The sequence below is a fragment of the Caulobacter sp. FW305-C-30-S16 genome, assembly GCF_058783025.1.
This window is the reverse complement of record NZ_JBYSYH010000002.1, coordinates 587,436-610,583: the sequence shown is the minus strand read 5'-3', so window position 1 is coordinate 610,583 and position 23,148 is coordinate 587,436. Positions and strand designations below refer to the sequence as shown.

At 68.0% G+C, this 23,148-nt stretch carries 29 protein-coding genes; 8 read left to right on the top strand and 21 right to left on the bottom strand.

The genetic code is table 11. The features are described from left to right. Positions 1 to 232 precede the first annotated feature (232 nt). A complete protein-coding gene (locus AC3WJT_RS09980) occupies positions 233 to 706 on the bottom strand; it encodes a hypothetical protein (protein WP_492342961.1) in 474 nt (157 codons plus the stop codon). Positions 707 to 764: 58 nt separating this feature from the next. Further along, entirely contained in the window at positions 765 to 1,121 is a 357-nt protein-coding gene (gene panD / locus AC3WJT_RS09975) for an aspartate 1-decarboxylase (RefSeq protein ID WP_492342960.1), read from the bottom strand. Positions 1,122 to 1,399: 278 nt separating this feature from the next. Between panD and AC3WJT_RS09970 the strand changes: the two genes are divergently transcribed. After that, entirely contained in the window at positions 1,400 to 1,867 is a 468-nt protein-coding gene (locus AC3WJT_RS09970) for a YqhG/Tai3 family protein (RefSeq protein ID WP_492342959.1), read from the top strand. Here AC3WJT_RS09970 and AC3WJT_RS09965 read toward each other — a convergent pair. Genes AC3WJT_RS09965 through AC3WJT_RS09950 form a run of 4 tightly spaced genes read right to left on the bottom strand, consistent with a single transcriptional unit; the run spans position 1,864 to position 4,134 of the window. Further along, the gene (locus AC3WJT_RS09965; RefSeq protein ID WP_492342958.1) at positions 1,864 to 2,250 is read right to left on the bottom strand and encodes a VOC family protein; all 387 of its coding nucleotides are present in this window, start codon (positions 2,248 to 2,250) and stop codon (positions 1,864 to 1,866) included. The two genes, AC3WJT_RS09970 and AC3WJT_RS09965, sit on opposite strands and share 4 nt — an antisense overlap. Before the next feature lie 31 nt (positions 2,251 to 2,281). Then, positions 2,282 to 3,151 carry an alpha/beta hydrolase gene (locus AC3WJT_RS09960; protein WP_492342957.1) on the bottom strand — a complete coding sequence of 290 codons (870 nt, stop codon included), beginning with the start codon at positions 3,149 to 3,151 and terminating at the stop codon, positions 2,282 to 2,284. 37 nt (positions 3,152 to 3,188) lie between these two features. Then, the gene (locus AC3WJT_RS09955) at positions 3,189 to 3,494 is read right to left on the bottom strand and encodes a winged helix-turn-helix domain-containing protein (RefSeq protein ID WP_492342956.1); all 306 of its coding nucleotides are present in this window, start codon (positions 3,492 to 3,494) and stop codon (positions 3,189 to 3,191) included. Between the two features lie 13 nt (positions 3,495 to 3,507). Next, entirely contained in the window at positions 3,508 to 4,134 is a 627-nt protein-coding gene (locus AC3WJT_RS09950) for a hypothetical protein (protein ID WP_492342955.1), read from the bottom strand. Between the two features lie 136 nt (positions 4,135 to 4,270). Between AC3WJT_RS09950 and AC3WJT_RS09945 the strand changes: the two genes are divergently transcribed. After that, positions 4,271 to 5,206 (top strand): glutathione S-transferase family protein, encoded by a 936-nt coding sequence (locus AC3WJT_RS09945; protein ID WP_492342954.1) that lies wholly within the window; start codon positions 4,271 to 4,273, stop codon positions 5,204 to 5,206. 72 nt (positions 5,207 to 5,278) lie between these two features. Here the strand turns inward: AC3WJT_RS09945 and AC3WJT_RS09940 are convergent, their stop codons facing one another. Next, on the bottom strand, positions 5,279 to 7,063 hold the full coding sequence (locus tag AC3WJT_RS09940; protein WP_492342953.1) for a calcium-binding protein: 1,785 nt from the start codon (positions 7,061 to 7,063) through the stop codon (positions 5,279 to 5,281). 730 nt (positions 7,064 to 7,793) lie between these two features. Between AC3WJT_RS09940 and AC3WJT_RS09935 the strand changes: the two genes are divergently transcribed. Next, the gene (locus AC3WJT_RS09935; protein WP_492342952.1) at positions 7,794 to 8,648 is read left to right on the top strand and encodes a hypothetical protein; all 855 of its coding nucleotides are present in this window, start codon (positions 7,794 to 7,796) and stop codon (positions 8,646 to 8,648) included. Between the two features lie 27 nt (positions 8,649 to 8,675). Here AC3WJT_RS09935 and AC3WJT_RS09930 read toward each other — a convergent pair whose 3' ends face one another. Next, positions 8,676 to 10,472, bottom strand: a complete 1,797-nt coding sequence (locus AC3WJT_RS09930) for a long-chain-acyl-CoA synthetase (RefSeq protein WP_492342951.1) — start codon at positions 10,470 to 10,472, stop codon at positions 8,676 to 8,678. 377 nt (positions 10,473 to 10,849) lie between these two features. Between AC3WJT_RS09930 and AC3WJT_RS09925 the strand changes: the two genes are divergently transcribed. Together AC3WJT_RS09925 and AC3WJT_RS09920 are read left to right on the top strand one after the other, a co-directional pair. Further along, positions 10,850 to 11,485: a hypothetical protein gene (locus AC3WJT_RS09925; RefSeq protein WP_492342950.1), complete on the top strand. Its 636-nt coding sequence runs from the start codon at positions 10,850 to 10,852 to the stop codon at positions 11,483 to 11,485. Between the two features lie 92 nt (positions 11,486 to 11,577). Beyond that, a complete protein-coding gene (locus AC3WJT_RS09920; RefSeq protein ID WP_492342949.1) occupies positions 11,578 to 11,961 on the top strand; it encodes a VOC family protein in 384 nt (127 codons plus the stop codon). Between the two features lie 87 nt (positions 11,962 to 12,048). Here the strand turns inward: AC3WJT_RS09920 and AC3WJT_RS09915 are convergent, their stop codons facing one another. Continuing rightward, positions 12,049 to 12,393 carry a GIY-YIG nuclease family protein gene (locus tag AC3WJT_RS09915; protein WP_492342948.1) on the bottom strand — a complete coding sequence of 115 codons (345 nt, stop codon included), beginning with the start codon at positions 12,391 to 12,393 and terminating at the stop codon, positions 12,049 to 12,051. Between the two features lie 83 nt (positions 12,394 to 12,476). On the opposite strand from AC3WJT_RS09915, the gene AC3WJT_RS09910 reads away from it, so the two are divergent. Together AC3WJT_RS09910 and dinD are read left to right on the top strand one after the other, a co-directional pair. After that, positions 12,477 to 13,397, top strand: coding sequence for an IS1595 family transposase (locus AC3WJT_RS09910; protein WP_492342947.1), 921 nt, complete (start codon positions 12,477 to 12,479; stop codon positions 13,395 to 13,397). Further along, positions 13,394 to 14,377, top strand: a complete 984-nt coding sequence (dinD, locus tag AC3WJT_RS09905) for a DNA damage-inducible protein D (RefSeq protein WP_492342946.1) — start codon at positions 13,394 to 13,396, stop codon at positions 14,375 to 14,377. Before AC3WJT_RS09910 ends, dinD begins: the two co-directional genes overlap by 4 nt. Positions 14,378 to 14,394: 17 nt before the next feature. Here dinD and AC3WJT_RS09900 read toward each other — a convergent pair whose 3' ends face one another. The 12 genes from AC3WJT_RS09900 to AC3WJT_RS09845 form a co-directional block, all read right to left on the bottom strand. Continuing rightward, positions 14,395 to 14,904, bottom strand: coding sequence for an ImmA/IrrE family metallo-endopeptidase (locus tag AC3WJT_RS09900; RefSeq protein ID WP_492342945.1), 510 nt, complete (start codon positions 14,902 to 14,904; stop codon positions 14,395 to 14,397). Beyond that, on the bottom strand, positions 14,876 to 15,325 hold the full coding sequence (locus AC3WJT_RS09895; RefSeq protein WP_492342944.1) for a hypothetical protein: 450 nt from the start codon (positions 15,323 to 15,325) through the stop codon (positions 14,876 to 14,878). Before AC3WJT_RS09895 ends, AC3WJT_RS09900 begins: the two co-directional genes overlap by 29 nt. Before the next feature lie 63 nt (positions 15,326 to 15,388). Further along, positions 15,389 to 15,955, bottom strand: a complete 567-nt coding sequence (locus tag AC3WJT_RS09890; protein WP_492342943.1) for a DUF2239 family protein — start codon at positions 15,953 to 15,955, stop codon at positions 15,389 to 15,391. 72 nt (positions 15,956 to 16,027) lie between these two features. Further along, positions 16,028 to 16,420 carry a hypothetical protein gene (locus AC3WJT_RS09885; protein ID WP_492342942.1) on the bottom strand — a complete coding sequence of 131 codons (393 nt, stop codon included), beginning with the start codon at positions 16,418 to 16,420 and terminating at the stop codon, positions 16,028 to 16,030. Between the two features lie 75 nt (positions 16,421 to 16,495). Further along, complete coding sequence (locus tag AC3WJT_RS09880; RefSeq protein WP_492342941.1) at positions 16,496 to 16,996, bottom strand: GNAT family N-acetyltransferase; 501 nt, start codon at positions 16,994 to 16,996, stop codon at positions 16,496 to 16,498. Between the two features lie 2 nt (positions 16,997 to 16,998). After that, positions 16,999 to 17,838 carry an alpha/beta hydrolase gene (locus AC3WJT_RS09875; protein WP_492342940.1) on the bottom strand — a complete coding sequence of 280 codons (840 nt, stop codon included), beginning with the start codon at positions 17,836 to 17,838 and terminating at the stop codon, positions 16,999 to 17,001. Then, entirely contained in the window at positions 17,835 to 18,206 is a 372-nt protein-coding gene (locus tag AC3WJT_RS09870) for an iron chaperone (RefSeq protein WP_492342939.1), read from the bottom strand. The genes AC3WJT_RS09875 and AC3WJT_RS09870 overlap by 4 nt, the downstream gene beginning before the upstream one ends. Before the next feature lie 4 nt (positions 18,207 to 18,210). After that, positions 18,211 to 18,678 (bottom strand): hypothetical protein, encoded by a 468-nt coding sequence (locus AC3WJT_RS09865; RefSeq protein WP_492342938.1) that lies wholly within the window; start codon positions 18,676 to 18,678, stop codon positions 18,211 to 18,213. A gap of 9 nt (positions 18,679 to 18,687) precedes the next feature. Next, positions 18,688 to 19,281, bottom strand: a complete 594-nt coding sequence (locus tag AC3WJT_RS09860; protein WP_492342937.1) for a hypothetical protein — start codon at positions 19,279 to 19,281, stop codon at positions 18,688 to 18,690. 43 nt (positions 19,282 to 19,324) lie between these two features. After that, on the bottom strand, positions 19,325 to 19,864 hold the full coding sequence (locus AC3WJT_RS09855; protein WP_492342936.1) for a lipocalin family protein: 540 nt from the start codon (positions 19,862 to 19,864) through the stop codon (positions 19,325 to 19,327). Between the two features lie 46 nt (positions 19,865 to 19,910). After that, positions 19,911 to 21,149: an MFS transporter gene (locus AC3WJT_RS09850; RefSeq protein ID WP_492342935.1), complete on the bottom strand. Its 1,239-nt coding sequence runs from the start codon at positions 21,147 to 21,149 to the stop codon at positions 19,911 to 19,913. Positions 21,150 to 21,363: 214 nt separating this feature from the next. Beyond that, positions 21,364 to 21,963 carry a hypothetical protein gene (locus AC3WJT_RS09845; RefSeq protein ID WP_492342934.1) on the bottom strand — a complete coding sequence of 200 codons (600 nt, stop codon included), beginning with the start codon at positions 21,961 to 21,963 and terminating at the stop codon, positions 21,364 to 21,366. Positions 21,964 to 22,090: 127 nt separating this feature from the next. On the opposite strand from AC3WJT_RS09845, the gene AC3WJT_RS09840 reads away from it, so the two are divergent. Further along, positions 22,091 to 22,684, top strand: a complete 594-nt coding sequence (locus AC3WJT_RS09840) for a hypothetical protein (protein ID WP_492342933.1) — start codon at positions 22,091 to 22,093, stop codon at positions 22,682 to 22,684. Positions 22,685 to 23,148 lie beyond the last annotated feature (464 nt).

Genomic DNA, 23,148 nt, shown 5'->3' with positions numbered 1-23,148 from the left:
CGCGTGGTGCGAAGCCGCCCGAGTTTTGTTGGTATATCTGTTGGTACGAAACGGCAGTGATTTCGAAAACAGTAATAGTTTCAATGATCCGTGGTAGCCTCCGGGCCTACCAGCCTTCGCGCCGCACTGATGTGCGCCGCTACGGCTCGGCAAGCCGGCCGGCGCGAAGGCTGTCACCCAGGAAGCCCGGACACTCGGGGACACTTACCTTCGGTACATGTCCCCTGCCCGACTACAGGCCGGACTTCTTGAACGCGCTCTCCAGCCGGACCTTGATTTCGCGGCCGGGGAGGACGCTGGGGCCCTGCATGTTGGCGGCGTAGGCGAGATCGCCTGCCGTCGAGCCGGCCGAGGGGGTGATGGGTCCGGAGGCCCAGCCGACGCGGCCCGCGTCGCCGGTCGCATCGCAGCTGGTGGTGCGCGTGTCGCCGGCCGCGGCCAGCTTCGCGAGATCATCGGTGCTCAGTATGCCGACGCCGTCGCAGGCGGGGCGGCCCAGCGCGCATGTCATGTAGTCGCCGTAGCGGAACACGACCTTGGCGGTGCTCTTCTCGACGATCAGCACGCAGGTGTTGGGATCGCCGATGGCCTTGCTGACCTGCTGGGTCAGCAGCTCGCTGTCGATGCCCTTGGGGCCGGCCGGCTCACAGGCCGCCAGGCCCAGCGCGGCGAGGCCGACGGCGAGAACAGTCAGGGACGTGCGCATGGAATCCTCCTGTTGGAAGAACCCTGCGCCATCCGGCCGGTTCACTCAATGCGCTGGATCAGGCCGCGTGCTTGATGTGGTTGGCGTCGTCGAGAAGCACGACGGTCGGATTGTAGTTGCGGGCCTCTTCAGCCCGCAGCTGGCAGTAGGTCACGACGATGATCTTGTCGCCCTTCTGGACCAGACGGGCCGCGGCGCCGTTGACGCCGAACACCTTCGAGCCGCGCGGGGCCTCGATGGCGTAGGTGGTGAACCGCGCGCCGTTGGTGATGTTGAGCACGTCGACCTGCTCGTGCGGCAGGATGCCCGACTGGTCGAGCAAATCCCGGTCGATGGCGATCGAGCCTTCATAGTCGAGATCAGCCTGGGTCACCGTGGCGCGGTGCAGCTTGGCCTTCATCATGGTCAGCAGCATAGCGGGTCCCTCTACTCGGGAGATTTCGCGGCGCCGCACAAAATCGACGGCCGCTTCGGAGGCAGGGCATATAGCTCTTAAGGCCTCGCCGTTCAATTGCGCCGCAATATGAACGGTGTTCAGTTGAGCCGCGTCAGGCCCGTTTGCAGTCGCCCTGGACGGCATTCCCTCAACCTTGCCAGAGGGTTGGCCCATTGCGGGCCGCCACGCAGAAATCGCGGCTTTGACAGGGGGTGGAGGCCGGGCCAGCCTGACCGGACCTGGTTGCGGAGATTTCGATGCGCGCGCTGCTGCTGACCGCCCTGCTCCTGCTGACCCCCGGGGCCGCCTGGAGCCAGTCGCTGGACGACGCACCGCCGATCTATGTCGCCGGCGTCTACGACCAGCTTGCCAACGGCGGCGATTATGATCCGCCCGACGCGCTCTACACGCCGCGCATGCTGGCCCTGTGGGAGGACATGCGCAGGGACTCCGGGGGCGAGGTCGGCCGGGTCGACTTCTTCTACTGGACCAATGCCCAGGACTGGACGCTGACTGACCTGTCGATCGGCAGCGCGTTCGTCGACGGGCATGAGGACCGGATGACCGTCACCGCGTCGTTCCGCAACGGGGGCCGGGCCGAGCGCATCCACTTTCATTTCGAGAAGTCCGGCGGCCGCTGGCGGCTGGACGACGTCTCGTCCGGTGGCGCCGATCCCTGGACGCTGTCGGTGTTGCTGAAATACGGCCGGACCGGCGCGGACTAGCTCAACCGCCAGGGCGGGAAGCGGCGGGACTCGGCGGCGCGGTAGAGGCAGACGCGGTTGCCGGAGGGGTCCCGCAGCCAAGCCTCGCGCCAGAGCCACCTCTGGTCAACGGGATCACTGTCGAACGCCAGACCGGCCGCCTTCAGCCGCCCGACGGTGGCGTCGAGGTCGTCGTCCTCGAAATAGACCGACGTCGCCGTGACGCCGGCCGCGTCGGGGTCGAGGTGCAGCGAGAAGGTCGCCGGCTCTCCGCCGTCGCTGTCCGGGCACTCGAAGCGGACGTAGTGGTCGGTCTGGACGATCAGCCGAAGGCCCAGCGCCTGGTAGAAGGCGGTCGAGGCGGCGAGATCGCGGGCGGAGGCGGTGACCTGGTTCAGTCTCATGGCCGGTAGATGGGCGCCGAAAGGCCGGACGCTAGAGCCGCGCCTTCAGGAATGTCGCCATCTGATCCAGTACCGGTGCGCGACCCCGAAGCGGGCGGGACAGGGTCAGGACGATGCCGGCGTGGTCGACACCGGGATAGTAGTGCGCCTCCACCCGTCGGCCGGCCTCGCGCAGGGCCTTTTCCAGCTTGCGACTGTTGCGGGGATAGACGGTGGTGTCCGCCTCACCCGTCGCGAGGAAGACCGGCGGCGTTTGGGGGCCGACGAACCGGATCGGCTGGGTCAGGGCGAGGTCCGGCGCGTCGCCGAACGTGCGGCGCGTGACGGGTCCGTCCAGCGGCAGGAAGTCGTACGGACCGGCCAGGCCCGCCACGCCGCGGATCGCCGCCGGATCCACGCCGGCCGCCTCAAGCCAGGACGGGTCTAGCGCCAGCATCATCGCGTTGTAGGCCCCCGCCGAATGCCCGATCAGCACCAGATGCGACGGGTCGCCGCCGTATTCCGCCGCATGGTTGGCCGCCCAGCGGACCGCCAGGGCTCCATCCTCAAGGAAGGCCGGGAACCGGACTTCCGGATAGAGGCGATAGTCGGCGACGATGGCGACGAAGCCCTTCGCCGCCAGCGCCTGGCCGACCCAGCGATAGTCCTGCCGACGTCCCGAGTCCCAGGAGCCGCCATAGAAGAACACGGCCGTCGGCAGACCGGGCGCCGGAACGGCCGGGGTGTAGACGTCGAGCGTCTGCCGGGGCAGCGGGCCGTAGGCGATGCCGCTCGCGCCGCGACGGGCGCGGTCCTTCGGCGCCAGGGTGGCGAACATGGACAGCGGCGAGCAGGCGGCGGCCAGACTGGCCGTGAGCGCCGCGAGGCCGGCGAAGAGCGCATTGCGACGCGTAAAGGTCATGCGGAGGACTTAACTCGCCCCGCGCCGGGAGCAAGGGCTAGCCTCTTCCCTCAACCAGCTTGCTGATCGCGTCGAGGTAGGCGGCGAACGCCTTTCGGCCGTTGTCGGTCAGGGTCAGGGTCGTCAGCGGCTTGCGGTTGACGAAGGCCTTCTCGACCTTGACGAACCCGGCGTCCTCCAGCTTGCGCAGATGGGCCGAAAGATTGCCGTCCGTGGCCTGCAGCCGGGCCTTGAGGGTGTTGAAGTCGGCCGATCCGGCGCCGGACAGATAGGCCATGACGCCCAGCCTGACCCGGCCGTGGATGACCTCGTCGATGCCCTCGATGTCGAAACCGTCGGTCATGACGCGACCCTTCTCAAATCGTGTCCGACGGTTCCTGACGCATCAGCACCAGGCCCGGCACGACCGCCAGCAGGAACAGGCATCCGGCATAGCCGAGCATCTGCTGCGTCGTGCCGCTCATGAAGCCCATCAGCACCGCGCCGGCGAACGAGCCCAGGGCGACCAGCCTGATCCAGCCCTTGCCCGTCATGTCGCCGGCGACCAGCCAGGCGGCGCCGTAGACCCCGAAAATGATCACCGGGAAGATGTTCATCACCTCCCAGGCCTGGTTGCGCCAGGCATAGGCCATGATCCCCATCCACATGGCGAAGATGGCGAACCCGACCCCGGACCAGGCCGAGCCCGTGGCCCTGTTGGCCGCGGCGTTGAAACCCGGTCGTGAACTGGCGCGGCGAACCAGCAGGGTGCAGACCACGCCGAACAGCGCCCCGGCGCCCACCCAGTTGATCAGATAGGCCCAGTCGGACACGGCCAGGATGTCCGTGGCGATCAGCCAGTGCCCGACCGACGCCGCGCCAAAAATGAGCCCGGCGGCGACCATGTTGCCGCCGAACAGCAGCGGCACGGTGCTGCCCTCCTGGGCCAGCGCCTTCATGAAGGCGATGTCGTCCCTGAGGGTCTGAATCTTCTCGTCGGTCATGTCAGGCGCTCCCGGCCCCAATGTCTGTGATTCCGGATTAGCGCACTTACTTTGCATCGTAAAGTGCTTTTTCATAGACTGACCGACGGGCAGGCGCGTCCGATCGGCTCAAACGTGACGATCTCCGGGAAACGCCATGACCGATCTGCCCATCCTGCATCACTTCGACACCTCGCCCTTTTCCGAGAAGGTGCGGCTGCTGTTCGGCCTCAAGGGCATGGCCTGGAAGTCGGTCATCATCCCCAGCATGATGCCCAAGCCCGACTATCTGCCGCTGACCGGCGGATACCGGCGCACGCCGTCGCTGCAGATCGGGGCGGACGTCTACTGCGACACCCAGGTGATCCTCGCCGAGATCGAGCGGCGCTGGCCCGAGCCCCGCGCCGTGCGCGGCGGCCTGGACTGGGCGATCAACCTGTGGGCCGACCGGCCGTTCTTCCAGGCGACCGTGCCGATCATCTTCGGCGCCATCGGCGACAGCGTGCCCGCGGCCTTCATCAAGGACCGCGAGGCGATGTCCGGCCGGCCGTTCGACACCGCGGCGATGAAGGCCGCCGGCCCGCCGCTGTCGCAGCAATGGCGGAGCCAGGCCGGCTGGATCGAGGACCAGCTGGCGCAGACCGGGGGCGGCTGGCTGCAGGCCGACGGCCCGGGGCTGGCGGACATCGCGGCCTACATGAACGTCTGGTTCCTCGGCGGCGCCCTGCCCGACACGCTCAAGGCGCTGACGCAGGGCATGCCGCGCCTGACCGCCTGGAGCGCGAAGGTCGCCGGTCTGGGCCACGGCAAGCCTGAGGCCATGACCGGGTCCGAGGCCCTGGCCGTCGCGAAGGCCGCCTCCCCCGCCCCGGCGCCCGCGCACGAAGACAACGACCCGCTGGGTCTGAAGCCCGGCGCTCCGGTGATGGTCATGGCTGACGACTACGGCCGCGATCCGGTGCACGGAACGCTGGTGGCCGCCAACCGCGAACGCGTGGTGCTGGCGCGGGACGATGACGCGGTCGGGACGGTGCATGTGCACTTCCCGAGAGCGGGGTACCTGGTCGTTCCGGGGCAGGTCGTCAACGCCTAGGCCCCGAAGCGCCCTTCCGGGGTCAGACCCCTGGGCCTTCCGGCGTCGGCCGGCGAAACCGGCCCTCGCGCCCTACAGCACCCAGCCGCCGTTGGTATCGCCACCACCGGTGTAGAGGTTGGCGGTCGTGGCGGTGACGTCGCCGTTGATCTCGACGATCAGGTCAGCCTTGCGGTCGCCGTCGACGTCGAGGGACAGGATGCTCTTGCCGCCGCTGAGCTTCAGCACCGCCTGGCCGGCGACGCCGCTCAAGGCGCTCACGAAGGTGAACGCCTGGTCGCCGCCGACGAGGGCGTTGGCGTCGATGGCCGAGAGGTCGATCCGGTCGTTGGCGGCGAAGCTGAGGTCGAGGATCTGGTCCTTGTCCGGCGTCAGCCCGAACCCGGGGCCAGTGCGGCGGATGTCGGCGGCGGTGAACAGGAACGCGTCCGCGCCGGTCCCGCCCGTCAACCGGTCCTGGCCTGCGCCGCCGGCGAGGCTGTCGTTGTCCGCGCCGCCGTCGAGGGCGTCATTGCCGGCCTCGCCGTTGAGGACGTCATTGCCCGCCAGGCCGTAGAGCACGTCGGCGCCGTCGCCGCCGCTCAGGGTGTTGGCCCCGCTGTTGCCGGTCAGGATGTTGGCCAGCACGTTGCCGGTCCCGTTTAGGTCGGCCGAGCCGGTCAGGGTCAGGCGCTCGACGTTGGCGGTCAGGCTGTAGCTGATGGAGGCGGACACCGCGTCGGTTCCGGCGCCGGCGACTTCCGTCACCGTGTCACCACCGTCGTCCACGACATAGCTGTCGTTGCCCGCGCCGCCGGTCATGGCGTCCGCGCCGGTCCCGCCGTTCAGCGCATCGTTGCCGTCGCCGCCGTTCAGGGTGTCCGTCCCGGCGCCGCCATTGAGGGTGTCGTTCTGGCTTTCGCCGTTGAGCGTGTCGTTGTCGTCGCCGCCATCCAGGCTGTCGTTGCCGCCGCCGCCGTTGAGGGTGTCGTTGCCGGCCAGACCGGTGATCGTGTTGGCCAGGCTGTTGCCGGTGATCACGTTGGCCAGTTCGTTGCCGGCGCCGGACCAGGTCCCGCCATTGCCGAGGGTCAGGTTCTCGATCCCGGCGCCCAGGGTCCAGCTGATCCTGCTGATCACAAGATCGGTCCCGTCGCCGCCGGTCTCGTCGGCCGTGTCTCCGGCGTCGGTGACCAGATAGGTGTCATCGCCGGCGCCGCCCTGCATGGCGTCGGCGCCGGTCCCTCCGCGCAGGTAGTCGTTGCCGAGCCCGCCGACGAGCAAGTCGTCACCCGCACCGCCGTCGAGCAGGTCGTTGCCGCCGCCGCCATCGAGCGCGTCGTTGCCGTCCTGTCCGGCGAGACTGTCCGCGGCGGACGATCCGGCCACCATGTCAGCGCCCACGCCCGCAAGGGCGCCGAGCGTATAATGGCGACTATGGACGTCGGTATTGGTGGCCACACCGTTGTAGTAGCCAAAGTAAACCGTGAACCCGCCATCGGGCGTCCCGGACACTTTCGGGGTCGGAACGTGCGAATTGAGGGGGCTGACCTCGAACGCTGACGTCAGCGCGACACCGGCGGCGTCAAAGACACGCGCCATGACCCGGGCGGCGCCGTTTTGGACGGGCTGGTCCGTCCACACGACGACGACCTGGCCGCCGGCCAGCACGGCGACGTCCGCCCGGTTCTGGTTCCCGACGGTCGCCGTATTGACCTGGATCTCGGTTGTTCCCGAGACGCCGCCGGCCTCGGTGACCCGACGCAGAAACACCCCGTCGCCTGAACCGTCCCGTCCCGTGGCGCTCCAGGCGACCCAGACCTCGGAGTCCGTTACCCTCGCCATGGCGACCGAGGTGGCGGCGGCGGAGTCCAGCAAGACGTAGTAATCGCTCCAATGGAAGGCGGTACCGTTGGGCCCTGAAGCAGCGACTTGAAGACGATCATTAGCGGTGACCCCTGCATCAACCCCACTATAAGCCCCACCCAATTCTGCAATAGAGGGATCTTGAAGCAATACACCTGATTCATTCGGCCCAAATTGCAGCTCTTTACTTTTTCTAAACCCAGAAACATAGCCCATGAAATAAACGTATACTTTTTCTTGCGAATGGATATAAGTTGTAGAAATTGAAAATGTTCCATTGTTTGTAAATAGAGCGCTTGAGGAAGATGATATTATGCTTCCATTGTTGTCGAAAGAGACGGCGTAAATTCGATGGTCTGCGCCACTCCTAGCGACATAGCTGAAATGGATATTCCCTGCGTCATCCAGGACCAACTCACTGAAACCCGACATGAAACTCAGAGTGTTTCCCAGGGACTGACTCGACGCGATTGAGCCGTCAGGGTTGTGAAATTCGACGACGATCAGGGCGGTTCCGGAAACGTAGGCCAGCACATAGCGCCCGTCCGTCAGCTGAAGAATCTGCGGATTGGTCTGGGAATCGGCCGTAATCCCGGTGGCGATGACGGCGCTTTCAGCGCTGATGACGGTTGGCAAACGACTTCCCCTTCCCCAGGCGCGCACAGCGCGTGACCGACGCGCCCCCGCGCGCTAGTCATTACAACAACTAGCGTTCGACGGCCGCTCGGGGGAGTGCGCAAAATTGGATCACCTCGACAAGGAGTCCGGGGGCGGAGACGCCGATTTCGCGGCCGCGCTGAATCATCCGGCGATCATCGAGGCGGCCTTGGCGCTGTCGCGGGGGATCATCGAGGTCCACCGTGGAAACCGGCTGCTGAACCTGCTCGGCAACGACCGGGGCCGGTTCGTGATGATTCACATGATCTTCTACCTGGCCGCCCGGGGCGAACTGACCACCAACCGCTTCAAGGCGGTCTGTGTCCAGATGGGCGCCTGCAGCGCCGGCCGTGCAGCGGCGATGCTGTCCCTGCTGCGCTACGTCGGCTTCGTAACGGCGGGCGAACCGGCCCGACGGGGCCAGCCCCAGCGTCTGGTTCCGACCGAGGGCTTCACGACGTCGCAGCGGGAACGATGGCGCAACCTGTTCGCCGCCGCCGCCCTGATCAGCCCGCTTGGCGTCGAAGGCCTGGCGCGGATCGACGACCCCGCCTTCTTCGATCGTTATGCCGCCGCCATGGGGCAGTGGGCGCTCGATGGGCGCCGTGCAATCGACAACGCCCCCGCGCTCGAGCCGCTGGTCGAGAAGACCGGTGGCATGTTGCTGCTGCTGATGATCTTCGTCGCCGCGGACGGGGTCGCCGGCCGCCCGGCCGCGCTTGCCGTCGGACCCGCCGCACACAAGCTCGGCGTGTCGCGCGCCCACATCGCCCGGGTGCTGCGCGAAGCAACGGATCTGGGCTTTGTCACCCGCCCGGGGCCCGACGCTGATCTCGCCATGACGCCCATCTTGCTCGAGACGGTGATCCGTCTGCAGGGCGGCAATCTCGGGATCGCGATCGGACGCATCCGGGAGGCGCTGGAACCGTCCGCCCCGTGACCGCTTCAGCCGAGGCGCGCCGCGCCCCTAGAGCTTGAAGCCGCCCTCGCAGATCTTTTCGAAGCTGGCCTTGCTGACCTTGGTCCAGGCCTTCTTCACCGGATTGCGGAAATACAGCGGGTCCTTGACGCGGGCGGGGTCGAAGCCGTCCTCGACCAGGTCGACCTTGCGGTACTTGAAGGTGCCCGTCGTCTCGATCTGGCGCTGCAGCCGCAGGAACAGCGGCTGGGCGTAGGACGGCAGCTCCTTTTCCACATGGGCGTGGAAATCCGGCAGGCTGAAGTCGTCATCCACCGTCAGGGCGACCATGCCCACGCGGCCGTCCTGGCCCGGGACCGAAACGCCATAGACATTGGCCTCCAGCACGCCCGGCGCCTCGGCCAGACGGTCGGCGACCTCGCCGGTCGAGACGTTCTCGCCCTTCCAGCGGTAGGTGTCGCCGATCCGGTCGACGAAGTAGAAATAGCTGTCGGCGTCCTGCCGCATGAGGTCGCCCGTGCGGAACCAGGCGTCGCCCTTCTCGAAGACGTCGTGCAGCACCTTCTTCTCGGTGGCTGACTTGTCGGCATAGCCGCTGAAGCTGGTGCGGGGGTCGGTGGTGTCGATCCGGCCGATGCACTCGCCGATCTGGTCAGGGCCGCACTCGATGCAGAAGCCGGCGGCGTTGCGGACGGGCTGCTCGGTCTCGACGTCGAACTGCACGAGGCGCGCGTTGACCTTCTTCTTCAGCCATTTGGGCACGCGCCCGATGGCGCCGATGTGGCCGTCGAAGTTGAACATCGACACGTTGCCTTCGGTCGAGCCGTAGAACTCCATCACCTGGGGGATGTTGAACCGGGCGACCATCTGCTCCCAGACATCGGCGCGCAGGCCGTTGCCGAACGCCTGGCGCAGCTTGTGATTCCGCTCCAGCGGATGCCCCGGCGCGTTGACGAGGTAGCGGCAGAGCTCGCCGATGTAGACGAACATCGTGCACCCCTCGTCGTGCACGTCCTGCCAGAAATGGCTGGTCGAGAACTTCTTGCGCAGGACGACCGACCCGCCCGTCAGCAGGGCCGCGCCCATGCCGCAGAGGCCGCCGGTGGCGTGATAGAGCGGCAGCACCTGATAGATCCGGTCGCTCGCCAGCGCGCCTGTCGCCCCGGCGAAACCGCGCATGTAGAGCTGGACGCGCATGTGGTTGATGCGGGCGGCCTTGGGCAGGCCCGTGGTGCCGCTGGTGTAGATCCACAGCGCCGTGTCCTTGCCGCGCAGGTCGCCGCGGGCGGTCTGGCGATCGGGGCGCAGGCTGCTGCAGCTCTTCAGGGCCGCGGTCAGGTCGCGGCGGTCCTCGATGACCGGTCCGAGCGTCCACTGGGCGACGTGTTTGGTCATCTGGCCGCGGGCGGCCTCGAACGCCGGCGAGGTGTCGCCGTCGACCAGGCAATGCAGGGCGCCGGAGATGTTGAGGCAATGCGCCAGCTGCGCACCGGTCAGGTTGTTGTTGATCAGCGCCGTGGCCACCCCGACCTTGGTCAGGCCGTACCAGATCGGCAGGTAGTCCATGCGGTTGGGCATGAACAGCGCCACGGTCTGGCCGCGGGTAATGCCCTGTTCCTTGGCCCAGTGGGCGTAGCGATTGGCGAGGGCGTCCATCTCGCCGTAGGTGAGGGTCTTGCCCTCGAAAGTGATCGCCGGACGGTCCCTGTGCGCGTCGACCGCGGCCTCAAGGTCGTCGCAGATCAGCTCCTTGCTGTCAGGCGCAATGGGCTTGACCCACTTCAGCGTGCGACCCAGGCCCTTGATGAACCTCAGCTCGCGCGTGATCCGCGCCTTCAGCTTCATGGGAACGCCCTCCAAACGCCACTGACCTTTCGCCTGTCGGGCGAATTGCGGTCAAGCCAAGCCTAGGTCGCAGGCGTTGCAGGCGGATGAACGTGGCGCAAAGAGCGCACCCGCGGGCCATCCCCGAGCGGCGACCTGTGCAATAAATGATCAGCGGTCGGGAAGAACAGGGCGAGATTGTGTTCTGTAAAAACCGCCACGGGGTTCGTCATGGCGTCCCCTGCGAGATTTCGAAGCCCCCTGTCCGGTATGCCGCCAAGCAACAGGAAGAACAGACGGGCGGGGCCGGGATCGACTGCAGGCAACAGGCGACGCCCGGAACCTTCGGAGGGCGACGTTCGTTGAACCCCTGACAGATTTCAACAGAGAGGCCTGCCATGACCTTGAATCGTGATGCCGCCCGCGCGTTGTTCGACAACGCCGAACCCACGCCCACCGGCAACGGGGCGCCGTTCGCGGCCGCCTCCCCCTTCGCCTCCGTCGCGCCGTTCGGCGACGGCGCCAGCGAGCCCTATGCCGCAGCCACGTCCAGGCCGGCGCGCAAGGGCGCGGACTGGCGCCTGATCGCGCCGATCGGGGTCGCCGCCGTCTGCGCGGTCGCCGTTCTGGTGATCGCCCAGACCCGCGACACAGCCGAGCCCGGGAGGACCGTCGCCGCCAGCGAGATCGTCCCGCCCACCCCGATGCCGAAGGCCGCGCCGCCGACCCCGGCCCCGGTCGAGACCGCCGCGCTCGCGCCGCCCGCGTCATCGATCGTGACGCCCCCGGCGACCCGGCCCGCGCCGGTCGCGGCGGCCCGCGTACGCACAGAGCCGGCCCGTCGCGCGCCGGCTCCCAGGGCGGTCGCAGCCGCTCCGAGCGCCGCTGACGCCTCATCCGATGCGAGCACGCGGGTTCCCTATGTGCCGCCGCCCGCGCTGGGCGCCCCGGCCGTCGTGACCATCGCCCCGCCGGCTCCGGCTCCCGCGCCCGTTCCGACGCCGGAACCGCAGCCCGTCACGCCGCCCCAGTAGGGCCGGCGCCGATATGAGACTGAAGGCCCTCCCCGTCGGGAGGGCCTTTTGTCGTGAGCGGGCTAGACTGCAGCCCGACCGGAGCCTGATTCATGCCGCAACGCCTCGCCCTGACCGCCCTGCTCGTCGCGGACTACGACCCGGCGATCGCCTTCTTCACGACGGCGCTGGGCTGGGACCTGGTCGAGGATGTCGCGCAGGGGCCCGAGAAGCGCTGGGTCGTGGTCGCTCCGGCCGGGGGATCGGGACTGCTGCTGGCGAGGGCCGCCGACGAGGACCAGCGCGCGATGATCGGCAAACAGGGCGGCGGCCGGGTGTTCCTGTTCCTCGAGACCGACGACTTCGACCGCGACCATGCGCGGATGACCGCGGCCGGCGTCCGGTTCCTGGAGGCGCCCCGCCGCGAGGTCTACGGCACGGTGGCGGTGTTCGAGGACATCAGCGGCAACCGCTGGGACCTGATCGAGCGGGCCTAGGGGACATGTACCGAAGGTACGTGTCCCCCAATCGAGCTTCTGCGGTTTAGGGGACACGTACCTGCGGTACATGTCCCCGCTACTCCGCTACCCCGTGACCGCTGTCGCGCCGAGCGTTTCGCGCCAATGGCGTTCGCGGCTCTTGAGCTTGCTGGTCAGTTCCCAGCCGGCGAGGTCCTCCTCGTCGAGGGTTTCGAGGTCCTCGATCAGGAAGGCGTCCGCGCCGTGGGCCTTCCACTCGGCCTGCAGCGCCTTGTTGGGATGGGAGCCGAGTTTCAGCGGGAACCACACCCCGTTGCGGCAGGTGTCGAGGTTGACCGCCGCCTGGACCCAGACCTGGCCGGTCGCCGTGCAGCGCACCGCGAACACGCCGGGCCTGGGCTTCTTCTCCTTGTAGGCGGCCAGCAGTTCCTTGCGGCGCTCCTTGCTCATGACGCCTCTCCGAAGGGGACCTATATACGTGATTGACCCAAATCGGAGTTTGGGTCATAGTCGGCGCATAGGGAGATCGCGCCGTGACCAAGAACTTCGACAACCTGATGCAGCTGTTCGCGGCGTTCCCCGACGAGCAATCCGCCATCGATCACCTGACCTCGATCCGCTGGGCTAATGGCAAGTTCTGCCCCCTGTGCGGCAACGCCAACGAAGCCCGCATCTACACCTTCGGCGACCGCAAGACGCACAAGTGCGCAGATTGCCGGAAGCGCTTCTCGATCAAGGTCGGAACGATCTTTCAGGATACGAAGCTTCCCCTCCGCACCTGGTTCGCTGCCGTCTGGATGATCACGAACCACCCCAAGGGCATCGCTAGCACGACCCTCGCAACTGATCTGGGCATCACTCAGAAGTCCGCGTGGTTCGTTCTGCATCGCCTTCGCCACGCAGCTCTGACCAAGAGCTTCAACGCCCCGCTGGATGGCGAAGTGGAAGTTGATGAGACCTACGTCGGCGGCAAGGCCCACAACCGCCATGGCGGGCGGTCGGGCAAGGGCACGGGCGTTGTCGGTAAGACGCCGGTGATCGGCGCCGTCAGCCGCAAGGGCAAGATCGTCGCCCGCGTCATCGCGCGGCCGGATACCGCCACACTGGATGGCTTCGTTCACGCCAATGTGTCGCCGCAGGCGACCATGGTTGTGACCGACGAACACGCTGGATACCGCCTCCTGTCGCGCACCTACGCTCACCAGATCGTCCGTCACGGTAAGGGCGAATATGTGAACGGCGCGGCCCACACGAACAGCATCGAGGGCGCTTGGGCGCTACTGAAACGCCAGATCATCGGCATCCATCACTGGGTTTCGCCCAAGCATCTGGATCGCTACGTTCAAGAGATGACGTTCCGCTACAATCGCCGTGAGATCGGCCAAGGCGGGCGCGTCAACGCTCTGCTTTCGCAAGTCGAAGGCCCGCTTCCCTACAAGGCGCTGATCGCATGACCGACGACTCCGACCACTCCAGCAAGCTCGCCGACATGGCGTTCGGGGAGGCGCTTCAACGCTTCGCCCAAACCAAGCCCGAGGAGGTCACGGCGATCACGCCGCTGGCGGCATCCGACGAAACCATTGAGGGGCTGATCGCTGCCTTTGAGGCCGCCGCGCAGGTGGATGACGACGGCAACGAATATTGGTTCGCGCGGGACCTTCAAACACTGCTTGGCTACACCAAGTGGGACAACTTCCTGACGGTGATCGCGAAGGCGAAAGAGGCCTGCGAACAGGCCGGTCATGGGTGCGATGACCATTTTGCCGGCGTCGGGAAAATGGTCCCCCTCGGCAGCGGAGCGGAGCGCGAGATCGAGGATATCGTTCTCAGCCGCTACGCCAGCTACCTCGTCGCCCAGAACGGCGACGGCCGGAAGCGCCCGGTTGCGTTCGCCCAAACCTATTTCGCAATCCAAACTCGGCGGCAGGAGATCGCCGACCAGGAGGCCCAGGAATATCTGCCGCTCTCAGAGGACGAGCGCCGGGTCCTGCTCCGCGACGAGATCAAAACCCACAACAAGGCTCTGGCGAGCGCCGCAAAGAATGCTGGCGTCCGCGAGGGCATGGACTTCGCCATCTTCCAGACCGAGGGCTACAAGGGCCTCTATGGCGGTCTGGACGTGCCGGGCATTCGGCGTCGCAAGGGCCTGACGCCGAAGCAAGGCATTCTCGATCACATGGGCAGCACCGAGCTTGCGGCCAATCTGTTCCGGGCGACACAGACGGAAGAGAAACTTCGGCGTGAGGGCATCAAGGGGAAGGAAGCGGCCAACCGCGCCCACTATGAGGTCGGCGCGAAAGTCCGCCAGACCATCAAGGACCTTGGCGGCGTGATGCCGGAACGACTCCCAGCGCAAGAAGACATCAAGAAGGTCGGGCGCCGACTTCAGAAGGCGATCAAGAGCACCGCCCGGATCGGTCGAGACAAGGGCTAGCAGCGAGAGTCTTAACGCTAGGCGGCGGTCGGCAGAGGTAGCCGCATTTTGATCCGCATTACCGTCTCAGACACGTCGAATTGTCGGGCGAGTTCCTTGACGTCCGTAACGCCTGCCGCTTGGGCCGCACGCAGCCAGTGACTCGGAACAAGCAAGTTTGCTGCGAAGTTGTTCGCCTGCCACTCTTGCTCTCGCTGGATGTTCTCGTTTGGCAGCTCAACCGCGTCCGCGCGATAGGCCAAAGTATCGCTGACGCCCTTATTCAGCAGATCGCGGTGGTAGATGAAGTGCCCAATTTCGTGCGCCACCGTGAACCGCTGACGGACGCGGGCGTGGCGAGAATTGTAGACCACTTGCCAATGACCATCCGCCCTACGGATCATGCCCGAAATATCGTCCGGCAACGGCTTTGCGCACGGCCCCAGATCAAGCTCGCGCGCAAGGTCGAACACCCGCACTGGAACGTCGTTCCAGTAGCGCTTGGTAATCTCAAGTGCCTCACGCGGGGTCTTTAGCGGGGTCTCCACCTAGTCCTACCTCCTGCTCCTTGTGAGAGAGCGGTCTACGTTCGGGTTGGCTTACGGGCGCGTCCGCGTCCACCCAATTGGGCACGATATCGGCCACAAACTTGGCGATCTCGTTGGGTGCGTTCCGATCCATCCACTCAGTCACAGCCTCCTTAGCAGCCTTTTCAGCCCAAATCTTGACAAGCCAGCCCCACCCGAGAGTGGCCAAGATAGCCACTATCCCCAAAGCAATGGTCCAGATCGTCAGATAATTGGCCTGCGAGGCAATTGCGTTGCCCTGAGAGGCAATCGCCGCCGCCAGTGCGTCGAAGTTGGGATTTGTGGGCGCAGGCACGGGTGCGGGTGGTGGTGTTGTGCACTTGGACACCACGCCATTGATAAGGCGCTCGCAGGTCTCGATCGCGATGGCTGGCTTCTGCAATGCCCCCTCCCATGAAGTTGGCATTGTGACCCCAACGGTGGCTTAGACGCAACGGCGGGTCAATCACGTATATAGGTCCCCTCCGAAGCCGGGTTCCGCGATGGTCAGGACGTGCTCGCGCACGTCCCGAGGCCAGGCGGCGATGTGGGTCTCGAAGGCGGGGCGGTCAGCGGCGTAGAGGGCGCGCGTGGCTTCCTCGAACCCGGCCAGATTGCCGGCCAGGGTGCTCATGAAGCGGTAGGCGCCGTCGCGCGCGGCGCGGGCCAGTTCGCGCGGATCCTTGCGGGCCGCCTCGACCAGCCGGCGCAGCGCCACCGACGCCCCGCCCTGCTGGGCCGCCAGCCATTCCCAGTGCCGCGGCAGCAGGGTGACCTCGCGCGGAACCACGCCCAGCTTCGGGCGGCCCGGCCCCTTCTCGAGCGGCGCCATGCGGGCGGCGACCTCGGCCACCGTGCCGCGCAGGTCGACGTCGATCCGGCGGCTGTCGTCGTCGGCGAGGATCAGGATCGAGGCGTTGGGCCGCGCATCGAGCGCCGCCCGCACCTGGGGCGCGACGTCGCCGAGCGGGCCGGCGGCGATGCGGCGGACGCCCTCAAAGGCGGTGCAGAGGATTTCGGGGTCGAACGACATGGCGGCGCTCCTTTCACAGGACGCGCCTTTTACCCGGATAAAACCGTTTGTCAATATCGCCCGGGTAAAACCCTATTCGGTCGGGAGGGTGTAGGCGACGTAGCCGCGCTCGACCATCCGGCGCATGGCTTCATAGGCCTCGGCCAGTTCCTCGAAGGTTTCGCGCAGATGGGTCAGCTGGTTGAGATCCTGCGGCGTCATCTTGCCGCCGGCGGCGGAGACGGCCAGAGCCTGGGCGACCCAGGTGGCGCGGGCGGCGGCGGCGGCTACGGCCAGCCGCTGGAACTTGCGCGAGTCGCCGGAGCCCAGCGCCTGGCTGATGACCGACTTGTTGGCGGCGAACGCGGTGTAGTCGATGTGGTCCAGAATGCCGCGCATGCGCCGCTGGGCGTGGGGATCGCTCTGGTCTTCGGGCTCGAAGTGATCGCTGTGGCGCCGGAAGCTGTTTGTGCGGGTTACGGACATCGCGTCCTGCCTTGCTCGAACGTCGGGACAGTCCCGGATTCACGCCAGAGTGGAATGCTTCGCGTTAACAGGCAGTTAGGGTTCGACGGGCGTCAGCGGCAGCCAGTAGTAGCCGTCGGTCGTGTAGCGGCCTTCCTCCAGCTTCAGCGCGCGCGGCTCCAGACCCCAGCGCTGGAAGCCGTGGCGCTCGTAGAGAGCCACCGCCGCGGTGTTGGTCGAAACCACCACGAGGTTGAGGACCTCGACCTCGGTCCGGGCATGCTCGATGATCGTCCGCAGAAGTTTGCCGCCAAGGCCGTGGCCGCGCGCCGAGGCGCGGACATACATGCTCCAGACCGTGCCCTTGTGCTGCTCGCGCAGGGGTTTCATCCGGGCGAAGCCGGCCATGCCGACCAGTTCGCCGTCGACGAAGGCGCCGAACATGGCGTTGTCCGTCAGGCTGGCGGCGCTGGTTTCGACGGTCCGCCGCCGTTCCTCAGCGATGTCCGTGCCGAAGCTCTCGGGCTCGGCGGTCATGGCCTCCAGCCGAAGGGCGCGGAAGGCGGCGACGTCCCCGGCGGTCAGGCGGCGGATCATGCTCACGGCGCCGCCGCCGGCTCGGCTTCCGGTCCCGGAAAGGCCCAGCGCAACGCGACCAGGCCCGACGGATGGTAGGTCGTCAGGTGCCGCTCGTCCGGGAAGCGCCGGTAGGTCCAGGTCAGGTCCTTCGGTCCCGCCTTGAGCGCCGCCGTCAGCCGGTCCATCGCCCCGGCGACCAGCGCCCCTTCGTTGGCCTGGGACAGGTAGAGCTTGCGGCCGGCGGGCCAGGGCCGCGCGGCGAGCAGGCCGGCCGCCTGTCTGGTCAGGCTCTGGTCGTCCCACCAGATGCTGGGGCTGACCGCGATATAGGTGTTGAACAGCTCCGGCCGGCGCAGGGCGGTGTCGAGCACGAAATAGCCGGCCAGGCTCTCGCCCATCAGCGCTGTCTCGCCGGACGTGCGGTAGCGGGCGGCGATGATCGGCAGCAGGTCCTCGACGAGGAACTGGCGGAAGCGCGGCGCCTTGCCGTGGGTCGGGAATTCCGTCTCCGCGCCGACCGCCGGCGTGGTGAAGTCACGCGTCCGCTCGGCCCGGCCACCGCTCCGGATGCCGACCACGATGAACTCGTCGGTGACGCCGTTCAGCCAGCTCAGCGCGCCCAGGCCCACGACCGGCAGGAAGTCCTGCTGCTCGCCGCCGTCGAGCAGATAGAGCACCGGATAGCTCGCCTTCCCCTGGCCGTAGGACATCGGCAGCCAGACGGTGATGTGGCGCGTCTCGCCCTCGGCGCGCGAGGGCATGTCGAAGGCCTCGCCGATGGTGATCGGCGTCGTGGCGGGGGTCTGGGCCGTCGCCGGCGTCGCGAACAACAGGGCCAGGAGCAGGAGAAGACGCATCATTTTGACTTACCTCGCGCGGCGGCCCGCGACACACAGTCTGCGATGATCCGGCGCAGCAGGGGCTCGGGGATCGGCCGGCCGGGCTGGAAGCGGATCGTGCCCTTGCTGGTGGAAAAGTCCGCCAGTTCCGGCAGGAATTCATCGGGCAGTCCGCCCGGATAAAAGGCGCAGTGCTGCTTCGTCGCCGCGAAATAGCAGATCACCGGCTTGCCGACGCGGAAGGCCGGCATGCCGTAGCTGATGCATTCGACAGCCATCGGAGCGACGTCGAGGATCGTCTCGCGCAAGGCCTGCAGCGCGGCGCGCTGGTCCGGCGGGATGGCCGCCAGGTAGGCGTCGATCGAGGCGGACGGGGCGGTGTTCCGCATCGCCTCAGCCGCCGCAGACCCGGAGCAGCGGACCGAGCACAGCCGCCGCCCCGGCGCCGGGGATCACCCGCTCCTCGCCCAGCAGCATCAGGGTCAGATCATTGCCGGCCATCAATCCGGTCACGGCGTCCGAAGGGCTCGGCAGCTGCGCACTGACATTGGGTCCGTCGCCGAGTTCGATCAGCCCGCCTTCGAGCATGTCCATGCCCGCGTCGGTGGACGCGATGATCCGGACAAGCCCGTCCGACCCGGCAGAGTCGGGATCGACCGGCGTGATCAGCACCAGGGTCTTGCCGCCCTCGCAGTCGATGCGGAGGGCGCGATCATCGGTGTCGGGAACGCCGAACGCGACGCTGGTGTCGGTATAGGCGTTCCAGACGTAGCCGGACGGTCCGGCCGCGGGATCCTCGCGGGCGACCGCGGGCGCGGACAGGGCGGCGACGGCCAGCACGGCAAGGCTCAGGGTCCGCATCGTTTCCTCCTACCGGAACGCGCAGGTCACGCCTGCCCAGAGGTGGGTGATCTTCGCGTCGGGAGCGGCGTCTTCGAACAGGCCGCCCATGTCGGCGACGGCGAACTCCGTGCCCAGCGTGCTGTCCTCGACGGTCGTGGCCGGGCGGGCGGCGAGCAACTGGGCGCGGGTCGAACCGACGCCGATGCCGTCCATCGTCGTCAGGCCGGCCTTGTCCATGGTCCAGCCGACGAAGCGGTCCTCCTGGAACAGCAGGGTCAGGCCGCCCGGCCACTCGACGAAGGTCAGGGTCCCGGCGCCGCACTCGGTGTTGACCGACTCCACGCCGGGCGCCGGCTCGACGCGGCTCATGGTCACCAGGGTCTGGGCCTTGTCGCGGCTGAAGGCCAGCAGCTGGGTCGAGCCGCTCTCGGTGACGACCGTCAGCCCGTCGCCGGTCAGGGCCAGCTTCAGCGGCATGGTCGGCGTCGCGGGAGCCGCGGGCGCGGCCGGCGCGGCGGCGGGCGCAGGGGCGGCAGGCGTCGCCGGCGTCGCGGCGGGCTTGTCGCAGGCGGCGAGGCCCAGGGTCAGGGCGGCGGCGAGGAGGATGCGGGCATGGGTCATGGCGAGAGCCTAGCCCCGCCCGCGGGCGGCGGTCGAGTCCCGCTCAGAGCGGCGGCTGGGCCGGGAATTCGAGCCGGCCGGTGTCGTAGCCCAGCGCCCGGGCGCGCGCGACCAGCATGGCCAGGGTCTCCGCGTCCGGAACCTCGCGCGTGTAGATCCACAGCTTCTCGAACTTCGGATCGGCCGAGATGAACCAGCTGTAGTCATCGGCGCGGTCGAGCACCTGGTAGGTCCAGGTGATGAAGAACGGATAGCGCACCTTCAGGGTGGCGTTGTTCGACCCGGCGTCCTGCAGCGTGCCGGTTCCCTTGATCGACCGGGTCTTGCCGCCCGGGACGCCGACCTGGCAGCCGTCGAACACGGCGACCTTGCCGTCCGGGCGCCGGGTGTAGTCGGTCCAGCCGGCGACGCAGCCGTCGGTCAGCCCCATCGGCAGGCGGGCGATCTCGAGCCAGCGGCCGGTGTAGAAGCGGGCCGGATCGACCGGCTTCGCGGGCGCCGGCGCCTCCGCGGCGAGGGCCGGCGCGGCCGTCAGCCAGAGGGCGGCGGCAAGGGCGATGAGGGCGGTGGGGCGGCGGGTCATGGAGGGACTCCTTCTCCCCCGACACCTGGGGCGGACGTCCGCCGGGTCAAGCCGGATCGGCGGTCCGGCCCCCTGCCCGCCGGCTGGCCGCGAGCGCCAGGAAGATCGCCGGGGCGACCACCGCCGCGCCGAGCAGGAACGGGCCGTCGATCACCTGGGCGAACACCAGGCCGGCGCTGAGCGGCCCCAGCACGCGCGACAGGGCGCCGGCGGCGTTGTTCAGGCCCATGATCTGGCCCTGCCGGTGCGGGTCCGCCGCCCGCGAGATCAGCGCCCCGACATTGGGGAAGGCCACGGACGAGCCGACCGCGCTGAAGCACATCAGCACCGTGGTCATCACCCCGCCGGTCGAGAGCGTCTGCAGCAGCATCGAGATCACCGTCATCGCCATGCCGACCGCCAGCATCGGCCCCTCGCCGAAGCGCTCCGACAGGCGGCCGGTGACCATGGTCTGGGTGACGAAGGCGCAGACCCCGACCCAGGCGAAGGCGAAGCCGATGTCGCGCGGCGACCACTCGAACCGCGCCTGGGCCCACAGGCCGAACACCGACTCGATGCCGGTGAAGGCGAAGCCGATCAGGAAGGTCAGCAGGATCAGCCGCCCGATCACCGGATGTCGCAGCGCCTCGCCGGCCGCCGCCCAGCGGCTGGCCCGGTGGGAGATGTCGGTCTGGCGCACGCGGCTCTCGCGGATCACCGTGATCACCGCCGCCACGCAGAGGAAGGCCAGGCCCGAGGCGATAAACAGCGGGATGCGGAAGCCGGCCGGGCCGATGCCGGTATGGGCGAACAGCCCGCCGATCGAGGGGCCGACGATCAGCCCGACGTTCCAGGCCGCGCCCTGGTAGCTGAGCTGGCGCGCGCGCTTCTCGGGCGGCGTGACGTCGGCGATGTAACCCTGGATCACCGCCCCGTTGCCGGCCGCCAGCCCGCCCAGCAGGCGGATGACGAAGGCCGCCTCGATGCTCGGGGCGAAGGCCAGGAACAGGTAGCAGAGGCCGTTGGCGGTGATCGTCGAGATCAGGATCGGCTTGCGGCCATAGCGGTCCGACAACCGGCCCCAGAACGGCTCGCCGAAGAAGGCGCCGACCGAATAGGCCGAGAAGATCAGCGCCATCTGCCAGGGCGGGGCGTCGAACGAGTGGGCGTAGAACGGCAGCAGCGGGACGATGATCCCGAAGCCCAGCATGTTGATGAACACCACCCCGATCAGCGACGCGGCCGCGAACGGCGGCGCGGACTGCTCTGGCCCCGTTGCGGGCGGCGGCGGGGCGGAGGGGGACATGTAAGCGGTGATAAGTTGAGCGGCGGAGTGGAGCAAGCGGGATCACAGTCCTCTCCCGCGAGGGAGATGGGGACCAGCCGGAGGCTGGTGGAGAGGGGGAGGGAGACGCCGGTGGCGGACGTCGGAGTCAGAACGCGGTTGGTCCTGTCAGGTCCGCGCCGGCCCCTCCACCATGCTTCGCATGGTCCCCCTCCCCGCTACGCGGAGAGGATCATCAAGGCGAGACCACGTAGCCGTCGTTGAACTCCACCCAGATCACCGGCTGGTTCAGGTCGGGCCGGGGCGCGTCGCCGATGGACACGTTGGCCATGTACCCTTCGCGGAACGGGACGAAGGTGGTGCAGACCTCGACGCCGTCGAAGGCGGTGAAGGCGCGGGCGATCTGGCCACGCAGGTCGGCGGTGATCGACGCGTCGGCCGGCTTGCCGTCGACGGTGAAGGTCGCCTCGGCGGCGCCCGCCATCCGGCCGCAGACAGCCGGACCGCGCACCGTCACCGTCGTCAGGGTGGTCATCACGATGAAGGGGCTGGGTGTGATCACCACCTGGGCGCGGTTGAGGATCTTGCCGTCGGCGGGAAAGCCGTAGGCGGTCATGGCGGCGCAGGTCTTCAGCGCCTGGTCGGGGCTGTAGCAGAGCAGCCTGCCGAGCTTGGCCGGGGCCAGCGGATTGGCGACCGGCGCAGGCGGCGGGGGCGGCGCGGGCCGGGGCGCGGCCGGCGCGGCGGCGACCGGCGCGGGGGCCGGCAGCAGCGGCGGGACGGCGGGCGGGGCCGCGTCGACGGCGGCGGCAAGGACAAGGGCGAGCAGGCTCATCGCCGCAGGATACAGCCCCGCGCCGGCGGGCCTACGGTCTGCACCTGATCGGGGAAGTGGGCGTCGGGGAGACGGACTTCCCATCGCCGCGCGGGCGGCTATCCTCGCGGCTGACGGGGGGACCACGATGACGCTGTTCGACTTCACCTTCGGCCTCAGCGCCGTGATCCTGGGCCTGGCCCTGGCGCAGATGGCCTCCAGCCTGCACCGGCTGGCGATGGCCGGCCGGCGCGTGAAATGGGCGCCCGAGCCGCTGCTGCTGGCGGTGCTGGTGTTCCTGGTGATCGTCTCGGTCTGGCTCTACCAGTGGGACGAGCGGCTGCGCACCAGCACGACCATCGGCCTGGTGCTGCTGAACGTGCTGAAGCTGCTGTTCCCCTACCTGGCGGCGGCCTTCGTCCTGCCCGAGCAGCCACAGGCCGAGGGCGAGGTCGACCTCTACGCCCACTATGACCGCACCCGGCCGTTCACCTACGGGGCGATGATCTGCGGGCTGATCCTGTTCTGGCTGACCGGCCTGATCGGATGGGTCGTGCGCGTCCTCATCCCGCAGAACAGGCCCTTTCCGTGGCTGGACGCGCTGGCGGAGGGCCCCTGGGTGGTGGTGGCGCTCTACGGCGCGCTGATCTGGATCCGCAACCGCTGGGTCCACCGGCTGGCGCTGGTGGGGGCGGTGGGCTGGTACGGCTGGTCGATCGCGGGGATTTCGCTGACGCAGTAGGGGCGCGCTGGGCCCCTTCTCCCCTTGCGGGAGAAGGTGGCGGTCGAAGACCGCCGGATGAGGGGTCTCGCGGAGGGATCGGGATGGCGGACAGGATGTCGAGGCGGCGCCGACCGTGCGCCCCCTCATCCGTCAGGCTCCGCCTGACACCTTCTCCCGCGAGGGGAGAAGGGAGCGTGCCCTCAATCTCACGCAGGCCAGCCTGCCGACCGGTCCAGGTCAGTCAAGGCGCGCCCTCCGGGCGCCCGCGCGCGGCGGGCCGCAGGCCCGGCCTTGAGTGACCTGGGCCGGTCGGGGATCGTCTTGGCATGAGATGAAGGGATCAACTCAAACAGTAGTTTGAGGAAAAGTACGCAGCCGGGTTGCTAAACGACCCTCGGTTTCCCAGATGCTCCGCAAGCCCGATGTGTATCCCACGTCGCGGCCTTCGACGCCTTCGTGCGGTGTCGTCACCTGTGTGCGTA

Coding starts and splice junctions, on each gene's coding strand:
- AC3WJT_RS09980 (WP_492342961.1), bottom strand. CDS start 706: ATGCGCACGTCCCTGACTGTTCTCGCCGTCGGCCTCGCCGCGCTGGGC.
- panD (WP_492342960.1), bottom strand. CDS start 1,121: ATGCTGCTGACCATGATGAAGGCCAAGCTGCACCGCGCCACGGTGACC.
- AC3WJT_RS09970 (WP_492342959.1), top strand. CDS start 1,400: ATGCGCGCGCTGCTGCTGACCGCCCTGCTCCTGCTGACCCCCGGGGCC.
- AC3WJT_RS09965 (WP_492342958.1), bottom strand. CDS start 2,250: ATGAGACTGAACCAGGTCACCGCCTCCGCCCGCGATCTCGCCGCCTCG.
- AC3WJT_RS09960 (WP_492342957.1), bottom strand. CDS start 3,151: ATGACCTTTACGCGTCGCAATGCGCTCTTCGCCGGCCTCGCGGCGCTC.
- AC3WJT_RS09955 (WP_492342956.1), bottom strand. CDS start 3,494: ATGACCGACGGTTTCGACATCGAGGGCATCGACGAGGTCATCCACGGC.
- AC3WJT_RS09950 (WP_492342955.1), bottom strand. CDS start 4,134: ATGACCGACGAGAAGATTCAGACCCTCAGGGACGACATCGCCTTCATG.
- AC3WJT_RS09945 (WP_492342954.1), top strand. CDS start 4,271: ATGACCGATCTGCCCATCCTGCATCACTTCGACACCTCGCCCTTTTCC.
- AC3WJT_RS09930 (WP_492342951.1), bottom strand. CDS start 10,472: ATGAAGCTGAAGGCGCGGATCACGCGCGAGCTGAGGTTCATCAAGGGC.
- AC3WJT_RS09925 (WP_492342950.1), top strand. CDS start 10,850: ATGACCTTGAATCGTGATGCCGCCCGCGCGTTGTTCGACAACGCCGAA.
- AC3WJT_RS09920 (WP_492342949.1), top strand. CDS start 11,578: ATGCCGCAACGCCTCGCCCTGACCGCCCTGCTCGTCGCGGACTACGAC.
- AC3WJT_RS09915 (WP_492342948.1), bottom strand. CDS start 12,393: ATGAGCAAGGAGCGCCGCAAGGAACTGCTGGCCGCCTACAAGGAGAAG.
- dinD (WP_492342946.1), top strand. CDS start 13,394: ATGACCGACGACTCCGACCACTCCAGCAAGCTCGCCGACATGGCGTTC.
- AC3WJT_RS09890 (WP_492342943.1), bottom strand. CDS start 15,955: ATGTCGTTCGACCCCGAAATCCTCTGCACCGCCTTTGAGGGCGTCCGC.
- AC3WJT_RS09885 (WP_492342942.1), bottom strand. CDS start 16,420: ATGTCCGTAACCCGCACAAACAGCTTCCGGCGCCACAGCGATCACTTC.
- AC3WJT_RS09880 (WP_492342941.1), bottom strand. CDS start 16,996: ATGATCCGCCGCCTGACCGCCGGGGACGTCGCCGCCTTCCGCGCCCTT.
- AC3WJT_RS09875 (WP_492342940.1), bottom strand. CDS start 17,838: ATGATGCGTCTTCTCCTGCTCCTGGCCCTGTTGTTCGCGACGCCGGCG.
- AC3WJT_RS09870 (WP_492342939.1), bottom strand. CDS start 18,206: ATGCGGAACACCGCCCCGTCCGCCTCGATCGACGCCTACCTGGCGGCC.
- AC3WJT_RS09865 (WP_492342938.1), bottom strand. CDS start 18,678: ATGCGGACCCTGAGCCTTGCCGTGCTGGCCGTCGCCGCCCTGTCCGCG.
- AC3WJT_RS09860 (WP_492342937.1), bottom strand. CDS start 19,281: ATGACCCATGCCCGCATCCTCCTCGCCGCCGCCCTGACCCTGGGCCTC.
- AC3WJT_RS09855 (WP_492342936.1), bottom strand. CDS start 19,864: ATGACCCGCCGCCCCACCGCCCTCATCGCCCTTGCCGCCGCCCTCTGG.
- AC3WJT_RS09850 (WP_492342935.1), bottom strand. CDS start 21,149: ATGTCCCCCTCCGCCCCGCCGCCGCCCGCAACGGGGCCAGAGCAGTCC.
- AC3WJT_RS09845 (WP_492342934.1), bottom strand. CDS start 21,963: ATGAGCCTGCTCGCCCTTGTCCTTGCCGCCGCCGTCGACGCGGCCCCG.
- AC3WJT_RS09840 (WP_492342933.1), top strand. CDS start 22,091: ATGACGCTGTTCGACTTCACCTTCGGCCTCAGCGCCGTGATCCTGGGC.